This window comes from Paraburkholderia tropica (assembly GCF_014171495.1).
Lineage (GTDB): Bacteria > Pseudomonadota > Gammaproteobacteria > Burkholderiales > Burkholderiaceae > Paraburkholderia > Paraburkholderia tropica.
This window is the reverse complement of sequence record NZ_CP049135.1, coordinates 847,844-863,999: the sequence shown is the minus strand read 5'-3', so window position 1 is coordinate 863,999 and position 16,156 is coordinate 847,844. Positions and strand designations below refer to the sequence as shown.

General features: G+C 68.0%; 12 protein-coding genes. 9 read left to right on the top strand and 3 right to left on the bottom strand.

Annotated features, from left to right (window positions below):
- Positions 1-30: 30 nt before the first annotated feature.
- A complete protein-coding gene (prpB, locus tag G5S35_RS18690; RefSeq protein WP_065059477.1) occupies positions 31-921 on the bottom strand; it encodes a methylisocitrate lyase in 891 nt (296 codons plus the stop codon).
- 200 nt (positions 922-1,121) lie between these two features.
- Here prpB and prpR point away from each other — a divergent pair, with 200 nt between their 5' ends.
- Positions 1,122-3,119, top strand: coding sequence for a propionate catabolism operon regulatory protein PrpR (prpR, locus tag G5S35_RS18685; protein WP_183039395.1), 1,998 nt, complete (start codon positions 1,122-1,124; stop codon positions 3,117-3,119).
- 46 nt (positions 3,120-3,165) lie between these two features.
- On the opposite strand, the gene G5S35_RS18680 is transcribed toward prpR, so the two are convergent.
- A complete protein-coding gene (locus G5S35_RS18680) occupies positions 3,166-3,558 on the bottom strand; it encodes a hypothetical protein (RefSeq protein WP_065059479.1) in 393 nt (130 codons plus the stop codon).
- A 334-nt stretch (positions 3,559-3,892) separates the two neighbouring features.
- Here G5S35_RS18680 and G5S35_RS18675 point away from each other — a divergent pair, with 334 nt between their 5' ends.
- The 5 genes from G5S35_RS18675 to G5S35_RS18655 all read left to right on the top strand — a co-directional run bounded on the left by G5S35_RS18675 (position 3,893) and on the right by G5S35_RS18655 (position 9,196).
- Positions 3,893-4,348: a (2Fe-2S)-binding protein gene (locus G5S35_RS18675; RefSeq protein ID WP_065059480.1), complete on the top strand. Its 456-nt coding sequence runs from the start codon at positions 3,893-3,895 to the stop codon at positions 4,346-4,348.
- Position 4,349: 1 nt separating this feature from the next.
- On the top strand, positions 4,350-6,596 hold the full coding sequence (locus G5S35_RS18670; protein ID WP_183039394.1) for a xanthine dehydrogenase family protein molybdopterin-binding subunit: 2,247 nt from the start codon (positions 4,350-4,352) through the stop codon (positions 6,594-6,596).
- A 91-nt stretch (positions 6,597-6,687) separates the two neighbouring features.
- Entirely contained in the window at positions 6,688-7,968 is a 1,281-nt protein-coding gene (locus G5S35_RS18665; protein WP_156773723.1) for a c-type cytochrome, read from the top strand.
- Positions 7,965-8,627: a DNA-3-methyladenine glycosylase gene (locus G5S35_RS18660; RefSeq protein ID WP_237181447.1), complete on the top strand. Its 663-nt coding sequence runs from the start codon at positions 7,965-7,967 to the stop codon at positions 8,625-8,627. Before G5S35_RS18665 ends, G5S35_RS18660 begins: the two co-directional genes overlap by 4 nt.
- Positions 8,628-8,851: 224 nt before the next feature.
- The gene (locus tag G5S35_RS18655; protein ID WP_183039393.1) at positions 8,852-9,196 is read left to right on the top strand and encodes a DUF4148 domain-containing protein; all 345 of its coding nucleotides are present in this window, start codon (positions 8,852-8,854) and stop codon (positions 9,194-9,196) included.
- Positions 9,197-9,569: 373 nt separating this feature from the next.
- On the opposite strand, the gene G5S35_RS18650 is transcribed toward G5S35_RS18655, so the two are convergent.
- Positions 9,570-10,013, bottom strand: coding sequence for a CBS domain-containing protein (locus G5S35_RS18650; RefSeq protein WP_065059485.1), 444 nt, complete (start codon positions 10,011-10,013; stop codon positions 9,570-9,572).
- A 410-nt stretch (positions 10,014-10,423) separates the two neighbouring features.
- Between G5S35_RS18650 and ribA the strand changes: the two genes are divergently transcribed.
- From ribA to G5S35_RS18635, 3 genes are all read left to right on the top strand, one after another.
- On the top strand, positions 10,424-11,071 hold the full coding sequence (gene ribA / locus G5S35_RS18645; protein ID WP_183039392.1) for a GTP cyclohydrolase II: 648 nt from the start codon (positions 10,424-10,426) through the stop codon (positions 11,069-11,071).
- A gap of 64 nt (positions 11,072-11,135) precedes the next feature.
- On the top strand, positions 11,136-12,059 hold the full coding sequence (locus G5S35_RS40025; protein WP_272904511.1) for an SH3 domain-containing protein: 924 nt from the start codon (positions 11,136-11,138) through the stop codon (positions 12,057-12,059).
- 517 nt (positions 12,060-12,576) lie between these two features.
- Complete coding sequence (locus G5S35_RS18635) at positions 12,577-16,110, top strand: ESPR-type extended signal peptide-containing protein (RefSeq protein WP_183039391.1); 3,534 nt, start codon at positions 12,577-12,579, stop codon at positions 16,108-16,110.
- The last annotated feature ends 46 nt before the right edge of the window (positions 16,111-16,156 follow it).

Below are 16,156 nucleotides of genomic sequence, written 5' to 3'. Positions count from 1 at the left end.
TCTCGAATGATTGGGGGCGGCGCGCGCCGCTTACTTCTTCGCCGCGAACAGCGCGTCGAGCTTGTCTTCGTAAGCGTGATAGCCGAGGTACTTATAGAGATCCTCGCGCGTCTGCATGGTCGACACGGCGGCTTTTTGCGTGCCGTCGCGCTTGACCGTCTCGTAGAAGTTCAGCGCCGCCGCGTTCATCGCACGATACGCGCCGCAGCAGTAGAGCGCGATGTCCACGTTCGCACTGTTGAGCTCGTCGGTCGTGAAAAACGGCGTCGAGCCGAACTCGGTCAAATTCGCGAGGATCGGCACCTTCACGGCCGCGCGGAAGCGGCGGTAGTCGTCGAGCGTCTTCATCGCTTCGGGGAAGATCATGTCCGCGCCCGCTTCCACGTAGGCGATGGCGCGCTCGATCGCGGCGTCGATGCCTTCCACGGCGGCCGCGTCGGTGCGCGCCATGATCACGAACTGGTCGTCGGTGCGCGCGTCCACGGCGGCCTTCACGCGGTCGACCATTTCGTCGGTGGAAACGACTTCCTTGCCCGGGCGATGACCGCAGCGCTTCTGGCCCACCTGGTCTTCGAGGTGCACGGCCGCCACGCCCGCCTTGATGAACGACTTGATCGTGCGCGCGATGTTGAAGGCGCCGCCCCAGCCCGTGTCGATGTCGACCATCAGCGGAATGTCGACCGCGTCGGTGATGCGGCGCGCGTCGATGAGCACGTCGTCCATCGTGCTGATGCCGAGGTCCGGCACGCCCAGCGAGTTCGCGGCCACGCCGCCGCCGGACAGATAGACGGCCTTGAAGCCGGTCTGCTCGGCGAGCTTCGCGGCGTAGGCGGTGATCGCGCCGACGACTTGCAGCGGGTGTTCGGTAGCCACGGCGGCGCGGAATTTCGCGCCGGCGCTCGAGGGGGATTTGCTGTTCATGTGTTGATTCTCCGAGGGAACGGGCGCAGATACTGCAGATACCGTGCCAGCGCGAAGGCCTGCCGCTAACGCGTTGATTTTGCGCCGGATCGCGGCGCGTGTCGCTCACGCCCCGATTTCGCAAGTGAAATGTCGATTTCAAATTTGAAATCGAAGCGCAATAATGAAAAGAATCTCGTGAAATCCGCCGCAACCCACTCATGAACCGCTTTCCCGCACCTTCGGAATTCCGCCCGCGCGTCTGGGCGATGGGCATCAGCCGCCTGCGCGACCTGTTCCGCGACATCGCGCGCGAATACGACGACCGCGCCGACCTGCGCGTGGTGCCGCGCGGCTTCGAGGAGGCCGCCGCCGAGATCGCCGCCGCCGCTCCGGGCCAGCGCCCCGACGTGGTGGTGGCGGCCGGCTCGAACGGCACGTATCTGAAGTCGCGCGTCGATTTGCCCGTCGTGCTCGTGCAACCCACCGGTTTCGACGTGATGCAGGCGCTCGCCCGCGCGCGCCGCGAGGCCGATCTGGTCGCGCTCGTCACGTATGGCGAGACGCCCAGCGAGGTGCGGCGTTTCGCGAGCGCCTATGGCATCGACGTGGTGTTCGCCTCGTATCGCACTGTGCAGGACGCCGAGGCCTGCGTGCTCGATCTGCGTGACCGCGGCGTGGGCGCGGTGGTCGGGCCGGGTCTCGTCAACGATCTCGCGGCGCGGCTCGGGCTGGTGCCGTTCTTCGTCTATTCGCGCTCGTCGGTGCATGCGGCGTTCGATAACGCGCTCGAAGTCGTGCAGGCCACGTGGCGCGAGACGCAGCGGCGTCAGCGGCTCGACAGCGTGTTGCAGCATCTGCGCGACGGCGTGGTCGCGCTCGACGCGCGCGGCCGCGTGGAGGCGATCAATCAGCGTCTCGCGGGCGTGCTCGGTATCGATCCGTCGGCGGCGGCGGGGCAGACGCTCGCCGCGCTCGCGCCCGACATCGCCTTCACGCTGCCCGACGCCGACGGCGAATCGCTCGAAACCGTGCGCGGCGTGAGCTATGTCGTGCATCGCGGGCCGCTCGTCGACAACGGCGTGACCACGGGCGCGGTGCTGACGTTTCAGGAATCGCGCGCGGTGGAGCGGCTCGACCGCACGCTGCGCTCGCGGCAGCGCACGCAGCAATTCGTGGCGCGCTGGCGCATCGCCGATCTGAGCGGCGCGACGCCCGGCATCGCGCGCGTGCGGCAACTGGCGCAGCGTTACGCGAAATCGGATGCGACCGTGCTGATCCGCGGCGAAAGCGGCACCGGCAAGGAGGTGGTCGCGCAGGGGCTGCATCGCGAAAGCGCGCGGCGCGATTTTCCGTTCGTCGCGATCAATTGCGGCGCGTTTCCGGAGGCGCTGCTGGAGAGTGAGCTGTTCGGCTACGAGGAGGGCGCGTTCACGGGCGCGCGGCGCGGCGGCAAGGTCGGGCTGATCGAGGCGGCGCATCGCGGCACGCTGTTTCTCGACGAGATCGGCGAGATGCCGTTGCCATTGCAGAGCCGCTTGCTGCGCGTGTTGCAGGAGCGCGAAGTGGTGCGGCTGGGCGCGACGGAACCGACGCGCGTCGACGTGCGCGTGGTGGCCGCGACGCATCGCGCGCTGACCGAGCAGATCGAGACCGGCGCGTTTCGCGCGGACCTGTTTTATCGGCTGAACATTCTGAATCTGGCGATTCCGCCGCTGCGCGAACGGCATGCCGATATCGAGCCGCTCGCCGCCGAACTGCTGCTGCAATCGGCGCGACGCGAACCGCGCGTGGCGCTCAGAATCCGCACCCAGGACGATGCGGCGCGTGCGCTGGCGCCGATCGGCGGCGCGCTCGAACGCCATGCGTGGCCTGGCAATGTGCGCGAGTTGCAGAACGTGGTCGAGCGGATCGTGGTGGAACTCGCGGATTCCGATGTGGACGTGATCACGCCCGAGGTGTTGCGCGCGATCGCGCCGGAAGTGTTGGCCGCGCCGCGCGAGGCGTCGGCGGGCGACGCGTCGCGCGACGTCGGCATCGATACGCCGCCTGAATCCGGCGACGCACCGCCGACGCTGCGCGAGCGCACCCTGAGCGCGCAGGCCGACGAAATTCGCGCGGCGCTCGACGCTTGCGACGGCGACCGCGAGCGCGTGTGCGAACAGCTCGGCATCAGCAAGACCACGCTGTGGCGGCGCTTGCGGGCCGCGAAGCGCTGATCGTGTGCGCTAACTGACGCGCGCAACCCAGGCGCGCCGCGCGGCCTCAGTTCTTGATGCCGTTGAGCAGTTGCGCGACCGCGCCGTGCAGATGCAGCACCTCGGGGCTCTTTTGCAGCAGCGCCTGATAGCGCTCGTAGAACTCCTTCGATTCCTCGCCCGAGAACAGCCCGGACACGCCTTCCACCGCGCCCACGCGGTCCTCGGGCTTGGCGTCCTTGGCGTCGAGCGTTTCGTCCACGTTGGCGATCACCGTGGAGAACGGCGTCAGCCAGCGATAGCCCGTCCCGTTGATCAGCGCCTGCAAGAAGGCCGCGGGCGTGGTCGCGCCGAACTCGCGTTCGTACTCGGCGCGCTCGTGGTCGAGGATGGCCTTGTGCAGCGTGAGCAGGGGCTTGCGGATCTCGTTGAGAAATTGAATCGCGCGGGCTTCGTCCATCGTGGCGGCTCCTTCGAAAGTGGGCGACACGGCGCGCAGGCGCCGTCGCAATCTTGAATTAATCGATGGTAGCGCAAGGGCCGCCTGCGTGTCGTGATGATGCGGCGCGCATGCGCCGACGCTTGCCGGCCGCCGGTGCTCCGACGTCTCGACGACACGCTTGTCGGCAGGTCTTTAAAGTCGGCGCTACACTCCGCGAATCCTCGCCAGGCCGCAGGGCGTGCATTCGGTGCCACGTCCGCGCGATTTGCGCGGCGCACCGGAACAACGCGCGCGCCAGGCCTTCGATTGATCGACGATAACCGACAAATCCCCACACCGGAGAGCCGCCCCCATGACGACGTTAACCATTAACGGCGAAACCCACACGATCGACGCGCCACCCGACATGCCGCTGCTCTGGGTGCTGCGCGACATCGTCGGCCTGACCGGCACGAAGTTCGGTTGCGGCATCGCGCAATGCGGCGCGTGCACCGTGCATCTCGACGGCGTCGCGGTGCGCTCGTGCGTGCTGCCCGTCGCGGCGCTCGAAGGCCGCAAGATCACGACGATCGAAGCCGTGGGCGCGACGCCCGCGGGCCAGAAAGTGCAGAAGGCGTGGCGCGTGATCGACGTGGTGCAGTGCGGCTACTGCCAGTCCGGGCAGGTGATGTCGGCGGCGGCGCTGCTGGCGGCGAATCCCAACCCGAGCGATGCCGACATCGACGCCGCCATGACCGGCAACATCTGCCGCTGCGGCACCTATAGCCGCATCCGCGCGGCGATCAAACAAGCCGCGAAGGAGGCCTGAGATGTCACAAGGTCTTCTCGACGCGCAAAACGGCGCGGCGCACGCGCGCGCCGCTCAATCGCAGGTTTCGCGCCGCGCGTTTCTCAAGCTCGGCGCGGCGGCGGGCGGCGGTCTGCTGCTCGGTTTCAGCTTCTCGGCGGGCGCGCAGGGCGATAGCGCCGCGCGCCGCTCGGTGGTCGGCGGCGACGGCAACGAGACGCCGCAGTCGGGCGTGTTCGAGCCGAACGCCTTCATCCAGATCGACCGCGCGGGCAAGGTCACGCTGATCATCCCGAAGGTGGAGATGGGGCAGGGCGTGTACACGTCGATCCCGATGCTGATCGCCGAAGAACTCGAAGTGCCGCTCGACAGCGTGACGCTCGATCACGCGCCGCCCGACGCGAAACTGTTCACCGATCCGCTGCTCGGCGGTCAGCTCACCGGCGGCTCGACCTCGATCCGCTATGCGTGGGAGCCGATGCGCCAGGCGGGCGCGACCGCGCGCGCCGCGCTGATCGCGGCGGCGGCGCAGCAATGGCAGGTCGATCCGGCCAGTTGCCACGCGAAGAGCGGCCAGGTGCTGCACGACGCGAGCGGCCGCCGTGCCGCCTACGGCGAACTCGTGGACGCCGCCGCGAAGCTGCCGGCGCCGCAGAACGTGGCGCTCAAGAGCCCGAAGGATTTCAGGCTGATCGGCAAGCCGACCCGACGCCTCGACTCACCCGAGAAGGTGGACGGCTCGGCGCTGTTCGGCCTCGACGTGCGGCTGCCCGGCATGGTCTACGCGGCCATCGTCAATTGTCCGGTGTTCGGCGGCACGCTCGTGCGCGTGGACGACACGCACGCGCGCAAGATTCCGGGCGTCACGCAGATCGTCAAGATCGACAACGGCGTGGCCGTGATCGGCGCGCACACGTGGGCCGCCAAGCGCGGCGCGGCGGCGCTCGTGATCGAGTGGAGCGAAGGCGCGGCGGCGAATCTGTCGATGCGGCAGATCGTCGGCGATCTGGCGAACGCGGCGCAGCAGCAGCCGGGCGCGGTCGCGCGCAAGGACGGCGACGTGCAGCAGGCGTTCAACGGCGCGAAAACGCGCGTCGACGCCGTGTACGAGCAGCCGTTTCTCGCGCACGCCACGATGGAGCCGATCAACTGCACCGTGCACGTGCGCGCCGATGCCTGCGAGATCTGGGTCGGCACCCAGGTGCCCACGCGCGCGGTCGATGCGGGCGTGGCCGTCACCGGTCTCAAGCCCGAGCAGATCGTGCTGCACAACTATCTGCTCGGCGGCGGTTTCGGGCGGCGTCTGGAAGTCGATGCGATCACCCAGGCGCTCAAGGTCGGCAAGCAGGTGAGCACGCCGGTCAAGGTATTCTGGACGCGCGAGGAGGACATCCAGCACGACATGTACCGGCCGTATTACTACGACCGCATCTCGGCGGGGCTCGACGCGAACGGCAAGCCGGCGGCGTGGCAGCACCGCATCGTCGGCTCGTCGATCATGGCGCGTTTCGCGCCGCCCGCGTTCAAGAACGGCGTCGATCCCGACGCGGTGGAAGTGGCCGTCGATCTGCCGTACGACCTGCCGAATCAGCTGATCGAATACGTGCGCCAGGAGCCGCATACGGTGCCGACCGCGTTCTGGCGCGGCGTTGGCCCGACGCGCGGCACCTTCGTGGTCGAGAGCTTCGTCGACGAATGCGCGGCGGCCGCGAAAACCGATCCCGTGACCTATCGGCGCAATCTGCTCGGCAAGTCGCCGCGCGCGCTGGGCGTGCTCGACGTCGCCACGCGCGCGGCCAACTGGGGACCGCCGATGCCGAAGGGGCAAGGGCGCGGCGTCTCGGTGATGCACGCGTTCGGCAGCTTCTTCGCGATGGTCGCCGACGTGACCGTGACCGACGGCGAGGTGCGCGTGAATCGCGTGGTCGCGGCCGTCGATTGCGGCATGGTCGTGAACCCGACCACGATCGAGGCGCAGGTGCAGGGCGGCATCGTGTTCGGCATCACGGCGGCGCTGTATGGCGAGATCACGATCGAGCGCGGCCGCGTCACGCAGACCAATTTCACCGACTACCGGATTCTGCGCATCGACGAATCGCCCGTGATCGAGGTGCATATCGTGCCGAGCACGGAAGCGCCGGGCGGGATCGGCGAACCGGGCACGGCGGCGCTCGCGCCCGCGGTCACGAACGCGATCTATGCGGCGACCGGCACGCGGCTGCGCAAGCTGCCGGTGGGCCGTCAGCTCATGAACACGAAAACGGCTTGAGGAGGCGACGACGATGAAAACGATCCACACCGCCTCGATGACGCCCGTCGTGCGCTCCGCTGTCCGTTCGACCGTGCGCTCCGTCGCGCGCATGGCCTTTGCCGCGCTCGCCTGCACGCTCGCGCCGCAGTTCGCGCATGCGCAGGACAACGCAACGTCCGCGGACAGCGCGCTGATCCAGCGCGGCGCTTACCTCGCCGCGGCCGGCGACTGCGCGGCCTGCCACACCGCGCCGCACGGCAAGCCGTTCGCGGGCGGCCTGCCGATGAGCACGCCGCTCGGCCACATCTACACGACCAACATCACGCCCGATCCGGATACGGGCATCGGCGGTTATACGCAGGAAGATTTCGCGCGCGCGCTGCGCGAGGGCGTGGCGAAGGACGGCCACAATCTCTATCCGGCGATGCCGTATCCGTCCTATGCGAAGGTGCGCGACGACGACGTGGCCGCGCTCTACGCGTACTTCATGCACGGCGTGCAGCCCGTGAAGCAGGACAACCGCGACAGCGACATCAAGTGGCCGATGAACATGCGCTGGCCGCTCAAGATCTGGAACGTGTTCTTCCTCAAGAAGGGCCCGTACCAGGACAAGCCGGGCAAGGACGCCGCATGGAATCGCGGCGCGTATCTCGTGCAAGGGCTCGGCCATTGCGGCTCGTGCCACACGCCGCGCGGCGTCGGCTTCAACGAGCAGGCGCTCGACGAGAGCGGCAACGCGTTCCTTACCGGCGCGCTGCTCGACAACTGGTACGCGTCGAATCTGACGGGCGAGCACAACACCGGGCTCGGGCGCTGGAGCGAGGCCGATCTCGCGCAGTTCCTCAAGACGGGTGCGAACCAGCACGCGTCGGCGTTCGGCGCGATGACGAGCGTCATCAACAACAGCACGCAGGCAATGAACGACGCGGATGTGCAGGCGATCTCCGCGTATCTGAAATCGCTGCCGCCCGCGGGCGGCGACGGCGCGCCCGCCTATGCGTACGATCCGCAGGCGACGAAGGTGTCGCTCGGACGCCCCGCGAACGATGCGGGCGCGCGCGTCTACACGGCGTTCTGCATGCACTGCCACGGCGCCGACGGACGCGGTTTCGCGCCGATGTTCGCGCCGCTGGCGGGCAATCCGAACGTGCTGGAAAAGGACGCGTCGTCGCTCATCAATGTCACGCTCAACGGCACCGGCGACCTCGTGATCCAGGGCATCCCGGCGCCGTATCCGATGCCCGCGTATCGCGACCAGCTCAGCGACCAGCAGATCGCCGACGTGCTGAGCTTTATCCGCGCGGGCTGGAACAACAAGCGCGGCGCGGTGGGCGCGGCGGATGTCGCGAAATTGCGCGGCGCGACGCAGTCGAGCGAGGCGGCGCGGTGACGCGGCGCGCGGGCGGTGTCAGCGACGCCGCGCCGCCCGCGCGTTCCATCGTGGCGCTCGCGCGCGACGAACTGCCGGTGGATACCGTGGCGCTCGCGCGTTTCATGGTCGGCAAGTATCTGGTCCACGATCTGCCCGAAGGCCGCGTGAGCGGACGGCTCGTGGAAGTGGAGGCGTATCCGGTCGGCGATTCGACGGGGCACGCGTTCATCGGTCCGCGCAGCTGGAACGCGTCGCTGTTTCTCGGGCGCGGGCACGCGTACGTGCGGCTCACGTACGGCGTCTCGTGGATGCTCAACATGTCGAGCGAGGCGGCCGGCGTGGGCGCGGGCGTGCTGTTTCGCGCCGTGGAGCCCCTCGAAGGGCTGGCGTCGATGGCCGCGCGGCGCGCCGATGCGCCGCTGCGCGAACTCGCGCGCGGGCCGGGACGGCTCACGCAGGCGTTCGGCGTCGGCGCGGCGTTCGACGGCGTCGATCTGTGCGGCGGCAAGGGGCTGTGGATCGGCCGCGACCGCGACGCGGCGCACGCGGCTGCATCGCTCGCCATCGGTGCGACGACGCGCATCGGGCTGTCGCGCGAGATGCACCTTCCGCTGCGCTTTTATGCCATCGGCAGCCCGTATGTGAGCGGGCCGCGCAAGCTGCTCGTACCGGCGTGACGCGGTTCCGTATGGAATCCGAAAGTCGGACCGGAAAGATAGGATTCCACCCCGTTTTCGAGGATTGTTGCGCGGCCTGTATTGTTGTCAGGAACGAAACTGTATTTTGGGGAAATAGGTATTTCCCCTGATCTGCTGTCTCAATAAACTGAAGTCACTGGTCGGCGAACGCGAGATGTGCCGTTAGACGCCGACCTGAAAACAAGTGATGGAGGTTAGTAACCATGAATACCCGTACGCTCATTCAAGCCGCGGCTATCGCCGCGCTTCTCGCCGCTCCGGCACTCTCGTTCGCTCAAGACCAGACCAACGCGCCGAAGACGCGCGCGGAAGTCCGTCAGGAACTCATCCAGATCGAGCAGGCAGGCTATAACCCGGCGACGTCGAACGACGCCACTTATCCGCGTGACATTCAGGCCGCCGAAGCGCGCGTCGCGCAGCAGCAGGATGTGGCCCGGACTCAGCAGCCGGTTGCCGATACCAGCTATGGCGGCGCCCCCGCGGGTTCGACGCAGTCGGGTCAACCGGCCCATCTGGCGCCGTCGCAGTCGATTTACTTCGGGAATTGAGTTGCAACTGAGCGGTAAACCTCCGCTCAGTCACGTCGATTCATCGACGCAAGCCGTTCAGATCGCCACGCCGCGGCGCCGGGATTGATCCGGCGCGCGGTGGTGCGTCGAGCCGTATGACTGGATAAGTGTCCAGCACCCCAATCCAGCGAGCCGGCGCGGCGCAACAAGCCGCCGCGCCGACCCGCGAGAGATCGCGCGTTTTTTCATGCGTGGAACCTCCGCCGCCGCAAGGTGGCTTATGCCCAACCCGCGAAGGATTGGGCTTTTTTTGCTGCGTGCGTCGGTGTGCGTTCGCCTGCGTTTGCGTGCGCGTTCGCATGCGCGTTTGCGTGCGTTTGCGCGCAAGGGCGGGGTGAAGCGCTGTAAGGCGTCAGGTGCCGGGACCGCCGGTGATGTAGTGCTCGAGCTGCTCGATGGTGAACTGCTGCTCGGCGATGATCTCCTTCACGAGGTCGCCGATCGACACCATGCCCACGAGCTCGCCGTCCGCCAACACCGGCAGGTGGCGCATGCGTCGCTGTGTCATCAGCGCCATGCAGTCGTAGGTGGTCTGATCGAGTTCCACGAATCGCACGTGCGGGCTCATGATGTCGCGCACGGCCGTCGTCTTTGACGAGCGGTCCATCAGCACGATCTTGCGCGCGTAGTCGCGCTCCGTGACGATGCCGACGATATCGGGGCCGTCGGTGACGACCAGCGCGCCAATCTGCTTGTCGGCCATCAGGCGGATGGCGTCGTAGACGGAATCGTCAGCGGCAATCGTGTAGACCACCTGTTCCGGCTTGGATTTGAGTACCTGTGCAACGCTCGTCATAGGGCGACTCCAGTTCGTCCTTCTTGTCTTCGGTCATTGCCTGGTGCGGCGCAGGCGAGAGAGCTGCGCCGTGCGTGCCTTCGTCGAAAGCCATGAAAGCCATTCCAGTATAGGCGGATGGGCGCGGCGGAGCCGTCGGGGTATGCGCGAAGTGTGCGCCCGCCCGCCGTGCGGCCCGGCGGCGATGCGCGACGGATTGAGGCAGGGCGCAGAGCGTTTTGCGGCGCCTTGCGCGCCTCCGTTCGCGCGGACGGCCCGGCGCACGCACGGATGCCGCCCGCAGGCGAGCCCTTCAGCCGACCGGCGCGGGCGCGGCCATGCGGGGCGGCGCGCCGCAATTGGCGGTACACTCCGGTTCCTAACTCCAGTCCGGCTTCGCGCCGGTTTTTGCCAGACCTCTGTTCCACATCATGCCTACGCTTCAAGAGCCGTCCTGCGCGGACGGCGATAACGCCAACGAATGCGTCGTGCTTGACGCGAGCGCGACCCTGCCGACCCGTTACGGCACCTTCGAGTCCTACGTCTATCGGGTAAAGGATGGTGGCGCCGAGCACGTTGCGCTCGTGATGGGCGACGTGGGCAGCGGCGAGCCGGTGCTCGCCCGCCTGCATTCCGAATGTCTGACCGGCGACGTGTTCGGTTCCTACCGCTGCGACTGCGGCGAACAGCTCGATCTCGCGCTGCGCTACATCGCGGCGGAAGGCCGCGGCGTGCTGCTGTATCTGCGTGGCCACGAAGGGCGCGGCATCGGCCTGTCGAACAAGATCCGCGCGTATCGGCTGCAACAGCAGGGCCGCGATACGGTGGAAGCGAACCTCGATCTCGGCCTGCCCGACGACGCGCGCGAATACGATTCGGCGGCGGCGATCCTGCGCCTGCTGAAGGTCAAGTCGGTGCGCCTGATGAGCAACAATCCGAACAAGTTCGACACGCTCTCGAAGCACGGTATTCCGACGATCGAACGCGTCGCGCTGGCGATTCCGATGCGCGAGGAAAACGAGCGCTATATCCGCACGAAGCAGGTGAAATTCGGGCATTACTTCGAAGAAAACGAGTAAGGCACGAATTTCAGGAACGGAATATGCTCTCCGCTCGGCATGAGTCGAAACAAAAAGGGGGAGCATGTCCACCATTCCAATGAAGATGGCGCTGTGCGTGGCCGCCGGCCTCGCGATCGCGGCGCCCGCCGCCCAGGCGCAGTCCCAGGCCTACACCAGCGAGCCGGTCGATCTCTACGCGGGACCGTCCGGCGACTATCCCGTCGTGAGCGAAGTCGGGCCGAGCGAGCCGGTCGTGGTGTTCGGCTGCGTAAGCGATTACTCCTGGTGCGATATCGGCGCCGAGGGCATGCGTGGCTGGGTCTACGGCGGCTATCTGACATATCCGTACCAGGGCAGCTACGTGCCGCTCGCCGGTTATGGCGCGGCCATCGGGCTGCCGATCGTGAGTTTTTCGATTGGCGCGTACTGGGGCAGCTTCTATCGCGACCGTCCGTGGTACGGCGAGCGCGATCGCTGGACGCATGCGCGGCCGCCGGGCTATGGTCCGCGTCCGCCCGCGCCGAACTGGCATGGCGGCCCCGCGCGGCCGTTGCCGCCGCCGCAGGCTGGCGGGGGGCGTCCGCCCGGCAACGGCGGTCCGCCGCCGGGAGCCAGGCCGCCGGGTGGCATGCCCGAGGGCGGTGGCCGTCCGCAAGGCGGCCCGCCGCCAGGGAATGCGCGCCCGCCGGAGAATGCCGGCCGTCCGCCCATGAACGGGGGCGAGCGCACCGAAGCGCCGCGGGCGCCTCAGCAGGCGCCGCAGATGCCTCCGCAAGCGCCGCGTCCCGCGCAAGCGCGTCCGGCCGAGCCGCCGCGTCCGCAAATGCAGCAGCCCAATGCGGGGCGTCCGCCCGAGCCTGCGTTCAATCGCGCGCCGGGTCCCGGCGGTCCGCCGCAGGGCGGGGGCCGTCCGTCCGGTCCGCCCGCCGGCCGGCCCGAAGCGCCGCAAGGCGGTCATCCGTCCGGCCAGGGCGGCGGACACGGCGACGAACGCAAGCAGAACTGATCCGCCAACGCTTTTCACCCTGCAACGGGCGCTCGATGTGAGCGCCCGTTTTGCTTTATCGGCGCAAGGCGGGGCGCGTTTTATCTCGTTCGAGATGCTTTTTAAGAGTTTTCGTGTGGCCCGCCCGATTGGGGCCGAATACCTTAGACGGGTGATTTTTATCTCATACGCTGGCGGTGCACGAAGTCGCCGGTGTCCGGATTCAAGTCAAATCAGTTAGGCATGCGATTGATCTGGATTGATCTGGCAACCGTTGAATGGCCTGTCCGGCGACGTTTCCCTCGTCGAGCCTGATTGGCCGTTCGCGTGTTCGTGCTCAGGGTGTCGGCAACATTAGCCATTCGGCCAGGTGATTTCCCGCGTCGGTTGAAGCAAGAATGAGTGTGTCTGGCACACGTCGGTTCGTCGTGTGCGGCCAGGTCACAGCTATACGTTTTGGATTCCGAAGTAAAGAAGCGTGGAGTTGCCCGATTGAGGCGGTTCCACGTCAGCCCCATTGAAACGACCAAGGAAGCGTATGAACAAGGCTTATCGATCTGTCTGGAACGAGTCGGCTGGCGCGTGGGTGGCCGTGCAGGAAAACGCACGCAGTCATGGCAGCGGCGGCGTGAAGGCAGGCGTGGTGAACGCGGCGCAGGCCGTTGCGTTGCTCGGGCTGGGTGGCATCGCGCTCGCGGCGAACGCTGCGGACGCGCAGCCGGAAGGCGCCACGGCGCTGCTCGGCATGGCGGCGAACGAGCAGGCCGCGAGGGGGAGCGAGAGCGCGAACATCAGTTCGAACTTCGGCGCGCTCGCGCCCGCTGGCACGAGCGACGTGCAGAACGCCCTGCTGCTCGCCTCGCTGGGCGTTCAGGGCACAGGGGCTGCCGCATTGGCCGCTGCGTCGTCGTCGGCTCCTGCGAGCCCGGTCGAAATGGCCGCGGCCGCTCCGCAAGGCGCTTCGCTGATGGCAACGGCCGCCAATTCCGGCGTCGACACGACCGGCCTGACCACCGCATTCAGGACCGCCGCCTGGTACGCGCAGGTCAGGGGTATTGCCAATGCGTCGGGGTCGACGGGGCCAACCGATATGGCGCGGGCGAATGGCGCAGGCAGTATCGCCATGGGCTCGAACACGCAATCCGACGGCAACGCCAGCCTCGCGCTGGGCATTCAGTCGCGTGCGATGGGCAACGATTCGGTGGCGCTGGGCGCGGGCTCCGTGGCGAATCAGGCCAATACCGTATCGGTTGGCAGTGACGGTACGCAAACGCACGTCGTCTACGACGCGGACAATGTTGCGACCACGCTGCCGAGCCTCGCGAACACGCGCCGCATCGTGAACATGGCGGCGGGCCAGGGCGACACGGACGCCGTGAACGTCGCGCAGCTCAAGGGCGTGACGAGCGCGCTCGGCGGCGGCGCGGGCGTGGGCGGCGACGGCTCGGTCATGGCGCCGAGCTATGTACTGGGCAACCAGACCTATGGCGACGTCGGCACGGCGTTGAAGGCGGTGGAAAGCACGGCGATCACGGGTTCGGTGGACGGCGTGAAATACGACACGTCCGCGCATACGCGCATTACGTTCGATAGCGCCGACGCGGGCACGGTGTTGTCGAACGTCGCCAATGGCAAGGCGGACCGCGACGCGATCAACCTCGGCCAGTTGAAGGCGGCGGGCCTCGACGTGGACGGCAACGGCAACGCCACGAACAGCTTCGTCGCCTACGACGACACGTCGCGCGCCACGGTCACGCTCGGTGGCGCGAGCGGCACGCGCATCACGAATCTCGTCGCCGGCAACGTGGCGGCGGGCAGCAGCGACGCCGTGAACGGCGCGCAACTCTACGGCGTCGCCAGCGGCACGGCAAAGGCGCTGGGCGGCGGCGCGGGCGTCAACGCAGACGGCTCCCTGAGCGGCCCCGGCTATGTGCTGGGCGGCTCGACCTACTCCGACGTCGGCACCGCGCTCAAGGCGGTGGAGAACACGGCTGCGTCAGGCCCTGTAGATGGCGTGAAGTACGACACGCCAGCGCACGCGCGCGTCACGTTCGACGGCGGCGACGCCGGCACGGTGCTCTCGAACGTGGCCAAAGGCACGGCGGACCGCGACGCGGTCAACCTCGGCCAGTTGAAGGCGGCGGGTCTCGACGTGGACGGCAACGGCAACGCCACGAACAGCTTCGTCGCTTACGACGACACCTCGCGCGGCACGGTCACGCTCGGCGGCGCGAGCGGCACGCGCATCACGAATCTCGTCGCGGGCAACGTGGCGGCGGGCAGCAGCGACGCCGTGAACGGGGCGCAACTCTATGGCGTCAGCAGCAGCACGGCAACGGCGCTCGGCGGTGGAGCGGGCGTCAACGCAGACGGCTCCGTGAGCGGACCGCGCTATGTGCTGGGCGGCACGACCTACTCCGACGTCGGCACTGCGCTGAAGGCGGTCGAGAGTTCGGCCGCGGCGGGTCCCGTGGATGGCGTGAAGTACGACACGCCCGCGCATCAGCGCGTCACGTTCGACGGCGGCGAGACGGGCACGGTGCTCTCGAACGTGGCCAAAGGCACGGCGGACCGCGACGCGGTCAACCTCGGCCAGTTGAAGGCGGCGGGTCTCGACGTGGACGGCAACGGCAACGCCACGAACAGCTTCGTCGCTTACGACGACACCTCGCGCGGCACGGTCACGCTCGGCGGCGCCAACGGCACGAAGATCACGAATCTCGCCGCGGGCTCCGCGTCCGGGGACGCAGTGAACGCGGGCCAGTTGCGCGCACTCGCCGGCACGCTCGGCGGCGGCGCGGGCCTCGCGTCGGACGGCAGCATCCTTGCGCCGAGCTATCACATGCAGGGCGGCACGCAGACGACCGTCGGCAGCGCGCTCGATACGCTCGACACCGGCCTGAATTCGCTGCAGCAGAAGATTTCGGATTCGGGCCTCGACCTGGTGACGCAGGATGCCACCAGCCGTGCGATCAAGGTCGGCGCGGGCACGAACGGCACGGTTGTCAATTTCGCGGGCACGGCGGGCAACCGCACGCTCACGGGCGTGGCGGCGGGCGCGGTGAATGCCGCGAGCGCGGACGCGGTCAACGGCGCGCAACTCTACGCCAGCGTCGCGCATGCGGCAGCCGCCTTGGGCGGCGGCGCGAGCGTGAGCGCAGACGGCACGCTTGCCGCGCCGTCCTACACCATCGGCGGCACGACGCTCAACAACGTCGGCTCGGCGCTGACCAATCTCGACGGCCGCGTCACGCAGAACACCACCGACATCACGAATCTGCAGAAGTCGGTCACCAACATGGCGGGCTCCGTCGCGAACGCGGTGCAGTACGACTCGTCGGCGCATGACTCGGTCACGTTGGGCGGCACCGGCGAGGCCGTGAAGCTCAGCAATCTCGCCGACGCCGTGCTGAGCGCGAGCAGTACCGACGCGGTCACGGGCTCGCAGCTCTTCGCGACCAACATGCAGGTCGCGAGCATCGAGCAGGCGGTGCAGAACGTGGCCGCGAGTGCCTCGATCTACGTGGCCGCCAACTCGCCGAACGGCGCGGCAACGGCCAGCGGTTCGAACACGCTGGCGGCCGGCGGCGGCGCTGTCGCGAGCGGCACCGCGTCGACGGCGATCGGCGACCAGGCGCACGCCACCGGCACGAATGCCGTGGCGCTCGGCGCAAATTCGGTGGCTGACCGCGCCAACTCGGTGTCGGTGGGCAGCATCGGCAACGAGCGGCAGATCACCAACGTCGCGAACGGCACGGCGCCCACCGACGCCGTGAATCTGGGCCAGCTCAACAGCGCGTTCAGCGGCGTCAACAGCCGTATCGACGACGTCGATCGCGACGCGCGGCGCGGCATTGCGGCGGCGTCGGCGCTCAACGTCGTCACGCCGTATTTGCCCGGACGCACGACCATGAACGCGGGCGTCGCGGCGTATCGCGGCCAGGCGGCGCTCGGCATCGGCGTCTCGCGCTGGAACGAGAAGGGCAGCGTCAACTACAACCTCGGCGTCTCGTCGGCGGGTGGCAACAGCACCATCGTCCGCGCGGGTCTTGGCATCGTGTTCGGCGGTTGACGCAGCGGGCAGCGACCCTGGCGGCGCGGCCGGCGCAATGCCGGCC

What these genes read in the sequence shown, in the direction of transcription:
- G5S35_RS18665 (WP_156773723.1), top strand. Translation starts at nt 6,688, where the DNA reads ATGGCCTTTGCCGCGCTCGCCTGCACGCTCGCGCCGCAGTTCGCGCAT.
- G5S35_RS18650 (WP_065059485.1), bottom strand. Translation starts at nt 10,013, where the DNA reads ATGACGAGCGTTGCACAGGTACTCAAATCCAAGCCGGAACAGGTGGTC.
- G5S35_RS40025 (WP_272904511.1), top strand. Translation starts at nt 11,136, where the DNA reads ATGTCCACCATTCCAATGAAGATGGCGCTGTGCGTGGCCGCCGGCCTC.
- G5S35_RS18680 (WP_065059479.1), bottom strand. Translation starts at nt 3,558, where the DNA reads ATGGACGAAGCCCGCGCGATTCAATTTCTCAACGAGATCCGCAAGCCC.
- prpR (WP_183039395.1), top strand. Translation starts at nt 1,122, where the DNA reads ATGAACCGCTTTCCCGCACCTTCGGAATTCCGCCCGCGCGTCTGGGCG.
- prpB (WP_065059477.1), bottom strand. Translation starts at nt 921, where the DNA reads ATGAACAGCAAATCCCCCTCGAGCGCCGGCGCGAAATTCCGCGCCGCC.
- G5S35_RS18635 (WP_183039391.1), top strand. Translation starts at nt 12,577, where the DNA reads ATGAACAAGGCTTATCGATCTGTCTGGAACGAGTCGGCTGGCGCGTGG.
- ribA (WP_183039392.1), top strand. Translation starts at nt 10,424, where the DNA reads ATGCCTACGCTTCAAGAGCCGTCCTGCGCGGACGGCGATAACGCCAAC.
- G5S35_RS18675 (WP_065059480.1), top strand. Translation starts at nt 3,893, where the DNA reads ATGACGACGTTAACCATTAACGGCGAAACCCACACGATCGACGCGCCA.
- G5S35_RS18655 (WP_183039393.1), top strand. Translation starts at nt 8,852, where the DNA reads ATGAATACCCGTACGCTCATTCAAGCCGCGGCTATCGCCGCGCTTCTC.
- G5S35_RS18670 (WP_183039394.1), top strand. Translation starts at nt 4,350, where the DNA reads ATGTCACAAGGTCTTCTCGACGCGCAAAACGGCGCGGCGCACGCGCGC.